The 483-nt window shown below is 59.2% G+C and carries 1 protein-coding gene; it reads left to right on the top strand.

The window, feature by feature from the left end:
- Positions 1-293: 293 nt before the first annotated feature.
- Positions 294-483: hypothetical protein (locus tag G3446_RS27285; RefSeq protein ID WP_164456762.1), on the top strand; the 190-nt coding region annotated here is incomplete at its 3' end.

The raw sequence follows: 483 nt of genomic DNA, 5'->3' as shown, positions 1-483 counted from the left end.
GGCGAGGTGTTGCTCCAGGGACAAGATCCCTGGCAGGATCACAGGCATGGCCGGTGCCCTCTGGTGGGGCGGCGGATTGTCGCAAATCCCACTCTACCAGAGGTGTCCCGGCCTCTTTTCTTGGTGGTCTTGTCTCGCATTCATGGCGGGGCGTCTGGCCAGAACCCCCTCAGCGATCTTGGGACGAAAGAGGATGAAGAATCCGGTTTACTGCGGGACGTAACAATCGGCCCGCGGGAGCTGTTCGGCCCTGAGCTCGAATCGGCCCTGAGCTCGAATATGTGGAGTGAGCCATGACACAACTGAAGGTCATGATCGTCAAGGACAGTCTGATCACCCTCAAGAAGGTGACCAAGATGATCGAGGGCATGAGGCGCCAGGTCGTGCAAGACGGCCGCACCGGTAGCAGGGCGAGCGCGTATAAATTCTCAGCCCAAGAGGACCTTAGCGCGGTAATCATCGTTCCAAGTGGCCTTGCGACGC

It is taken from the genome of Thiorhodococcus minor, assembly GCF_010820565.1.
Taxonomy (GTDB): Bacteria; Pseudomonadota; Gammaproteobacteria; order Chromatiales; family Chromatiaceae; genus Thiorhodococcus; species Thiorhodococcus minor.
The sequence above is the reverse complement of the archived record's forward strand: the minus strand, read 5'-3'. Positions and strand labels throughout refer to the sequence as shown.